A 3547-nucleotide genomic window follows, 5' to 3' on the forward strand; every position below is an offset into this window, starting at 1 on the left:
CGCGCGGGCCCTCTCCTCCCGGGCGCGCAGCTCGCGGGCCCTCGCCTCGCGGGTACGCGCGTCGCGCGACCGCGACTTCGCCGCGTCGGCGGCCGTGCGCGGTCCGTCCGGGCCGCCCCCCTCCAGGCCGCCCCCCTCCGGTTCGTCCGCCCCCGGGTCGTGCGCGACGGGATCGGTCTCCTGCGCCGGGCCCCGCGTATCGGCCTCCTCGGTGCGCGGGTTGCGCGTCCCGGGGTCGTCCAGGGAGTCCAGCAGCCGGGTGACGAGGTCGCGGGTTCCGGCCAGGTCGCGGCCGGCCGGGCCGTCGAAGTGGTCGTCGAGGACGGTGAACCAGCCGAGGATGTCGACGAGGAGATCGCGCTCCTCGCCCTCCGCCCGCGGATAGGCGTACGCGATCAGTTGGGGCAGCCCGTAGGCCGCGTAGCGGTCGAAGGCGGCCTCCGCGACGAGGCCGTGGCGCAGCAGCCAGGTGGCGTGGTCGTGCGCCGCACGGCGCCCGACCGCTCCGGCCGTCATCATCATCGGGCCGTCACCTCGTCGGCCTCCTCGCGCGGAAGGAAACGCAGGGACAGGCCCTGGGCCTGGACCGTCGTCCAGACGACCTCCCTGGCGCCGGCGCCCTCGGCCGGAACAAGGCGCAGAGTGCGCAGCAGCGTCGCCGCGACCACGCCCAGTTCGGCCCACGCCAGGTCCTCGCCGACGCACTTGTGCTTGCCCGCGCCGAACGGCATGGCGGCACGCCGTGAGATGCCGGCCGCCTCGTCGCCGGTGTTCCAGCGGTCCGGGTCGAACGTGTGCGGGTCGGGGAAGAACTCCGGGTGCCGGTGCAGCGCGGTGAGGCTGAAGAGGAGTTCGGCGCCCTCGGGGACGCGGTACGCGCCGAGGGTCAGGTTCTTCCCCGCGGTGCGCATGAGGAAGGCGTTCGGCGCGTGCAGCCGCAGCAGCTCCCGCAGGGTGGCGAGGGTGTACGGGAGGCGCTCGAACGTCTCGGGCGTGATGACGTCACGGGCGGCCTCCGACACGTCTCCGAAGTGCGCGTCGAGTTCCGCGACGATGCGCTCGTACACGTGCGGGCGCCGGACGAGTTCGTGCAGGAACCACGTCATGGTCGTGGACGCCGTCTCGGTGCCCGCGCCGAACATGGTGATGGCCTCGGAGCGCACGTCGGCCTCGGTCAGGGGCTCGCCCGTCGCCGGGTCGACGGCCCGCCGCAGCAGCGACAGCAACGTCACGTCCGCCTCCTCGCCTCCCCGCTCCCCGGCCCCGGAAGCGGCCCCGGCCCCGGCCCCGGCCCCGGAGGCGGCAGTACCGGATCCGGCGGCCGCCGTCCCGCCCGTCCCGGTCCCGGCGGGCTGCTCGCCGACGGCCCGGTCCACGACCTGGTTGATGACGCGCACCGCTTCGTCGAAGCGCCGGTTGACGGCCACGGGCACGCGCGCGAGGGAGGGGTGCGGATAGAGGGAGTGGAAGATCTGGCCCTTCACCAGGTCGGGCAGCGCGCGGTGGAACGCCTCCGCGAGGCCGTCGTCGAGGCGGGCGCCGAAGAGGGTGCGGGTGACGACGTCCAGGGCGAGGTGGTTCATCTCCTTCGCCACGTCGACGACCCGTCCGTCGCCCCAACGGGAGATACGTTCCCGCACGATCTCCTGGATCAGGGGCAGGTAGCCGGCCACCCGGCCCTTCGTGAACGCGGCCGTCATGCTGCGCCTGCGGTCGCGGTGCGCCTGGCCCTCGGACATCAGCAGGCCGTCGCCGAAGGCGTCCTTCAGCGTCTGCTGCACTGCGCCGCGCGGCGCGTCGTGGGCGAACGCGACCAGGAGTTCGTGCACGAGCGGGGGCGCCGTGACCACGTACACCCTGCGCGGGCCCAGCTGGATCTCGACCACGCCGCCGACGGCGGAGAGCGACTCGATGAACCCGAGCGGATCACGCAGCAGCGGGATCACATGACCGACCCCCGGCACGGAGCCGGGCGCACGGGGCGGGGGCGCCGCCGGGTCGGTACGGTCCGGCCCGCCGGGGCGGTCGGAACAGTCGGAACGGGGAGCCAACGTGGCCACGTCATCAGCCTTCCGTGAGCGGTCACTCGTAGTTTCTCGACGGCCTAACTCCTGCCGTCCCACACCATTTCTGCCGTCAACGGGCAGACCGTCCCAGCATCTCACGCTGTGCATTATGTTGATGACTACAGGTAATCGATGCACGTCGTTCGGCATATGCCAGAAGTCCGCTGCGGGCCCGAGTACGCCCGGTAGGACCTCCCGCCACCCGGCCGCTGCTACGCACGAATGCACTACAGGTGAACGACGGCGCCGCGTTGACGTCCGGCGACGGAGACGGCCGGGCCGGCGCCCGCAGACGGCGGCGGAGCCGCCCGCACCGGACCCCGAGACCGGTACGGGGACACCCGGTCCTGCGGCGCGCGTCCCTGGTTCCCGGGGCGCCCCGCGCGGTACACGACCTTCCGTTCCGGGGCGATCGGCGTTCCGTGCGAAGGAGCCTCCCGAGGCGGGCCCCCCCGGCAACGAGCGGACGCCTTCCGCGGGCGCCACGGCCTGGGGACATCGGGAACGGCGCCGCCCGGCAGCCGAGTGGGCCGCGCGGGCCCGGCCCGCGCGCTCCCGCCCGCCGTCCGTCCCGTTCCCGACGCCCGGTCAACACCGATCCCACACCGGAAACTGGCGTTCGTATGGTTAAACTCACGGCTACTGCACGTGGACCCAAGTGACCGACGAGACAGCCGGTGGGACGGGGAGGGCCGATGGCGACCGCACGGAAGGTCATCCTCTATGCGATTGTCGTCTTCATCCTCTATACGATCATCACTTCCCCGGCGAGAGCGGCCGATCTGGTGCAAGTAGGATTCGAGGGGATATCCAACGCCGCGCAGGGCGTGGGGGATTTCTTCACCCAGCTGATCCAGTAGCCCCGGGCCCGGAAGCGCGGCACCCCGCCCCTCCCGGAAGTGAGTGCCCCGTGATCCGCCATCTGGTTCTCTTCAAGCTCAACGAGGGCGTTTCCCACGACGACGAACGCGTGCTCGCCGGCGTCCGTGCGTTCCAGGCACTCGGGGACAAGGTGCCCGAGGTCGCGTCCTGGGAGTTCGCCCGCAACCTGAGCGGCCGTCCGAACGCGTACGACTACGCCATCAACACGTCCGTCGCCGACCTGGACGCCCTGCGCCGGTACGCCGACCACCCCGACCACCTGGCCGGGGTCGCGCTGTGGCGGGAGTTCGCCACCTGGGTGATCGCCGACTACGAGTTCTGATCCCCCTTCACCTTCTGCCCCACGTCGGGATGACGTGGGGCATTTGGTGTTTAAGTGGCAGATAGTCGCCAACACGGAGTTATCGGGTGCTTGCGCACAGTGCACATGTCTTGTGATGCTATGACCGCTTTTGACCGATGAATTGACCGCAGTTGACGAGGGGTGGCGACGTGCCGGCCAGTACAACGCCTCAAGCGCCGCCCCAGGGCCCGCCGCCGCCCGCCGCCGGCGGCCCGGTCGCGCCCGGAGAGCCACCGGCGGCCGACCCGGCCCGCCT

Annotated in this window: 3 protein-coding genes and 1 pseudogene; 2 read left to right on the top strand and 2 right to left on the bottom strand. The window is 72.0% G+C overall.

Annotation, left to right across the window (positions count from 1 at the left end; translation table 11 throughout):
* Both L1885_RS25590 and L1885_RS25595 read right to left on the bottom strand, forming a co-directional pair.
* Positions 1-522 (bottom strand): annotated as a pseudogene (locus tag L1885_RS25590) (hypothetical protein); the annotation flags it as partial.
* Positions 519-2216 carry a cytochrome P450 gene (locus L1885_RS25595; protein WP_308117400.1) on the bottom strand — a complete coding sequence of 566 codons (1698 nt, stop codon included), beginning with the start codon at positions 2214-2216 and terminating at the stop codon, positions 519-521. The gene L1885_RS25595 and the pseudogene L1885_RS25590, both read right to left, overlap by 4 nt.
* A gap of 545 nt (positions 2217-2761) precedes the next feature.
* Here L1885_RS25595 and L1885_RS25600 point away from each other — a divergent pair.
* Positions 2762-2926, top strand: coding sequence for a hypothetical protein (locus L1885_RS25600; protein WP_235799539.1), 165 nt, complete (start codon positions 2762-2764; stop codon positions 2924-2926).
* Positions 2927-2976: 50 nt separating this feature from the next.
* A complete protein-coding gene (locus L1885_RS25605) occupies positions 2977-3270 on the top strand; it encodes a Dabb family protein (protein ID WP_235799540.1) in 294 nt (97 codons plus the stop codon).
* Positions 3271-3547: the final 277 nt, after the last annotated feature.

The organism is Streptomyces fuscigenes, from assembly GCF_021556455.1.
Classification (GTDB): domain Bacteria; phylum Actinomycetota; class Actinomycetes; order Streptomycetales; family Streptomycetaceae; genus Streptomyces; species Streptomyces fuscigenes.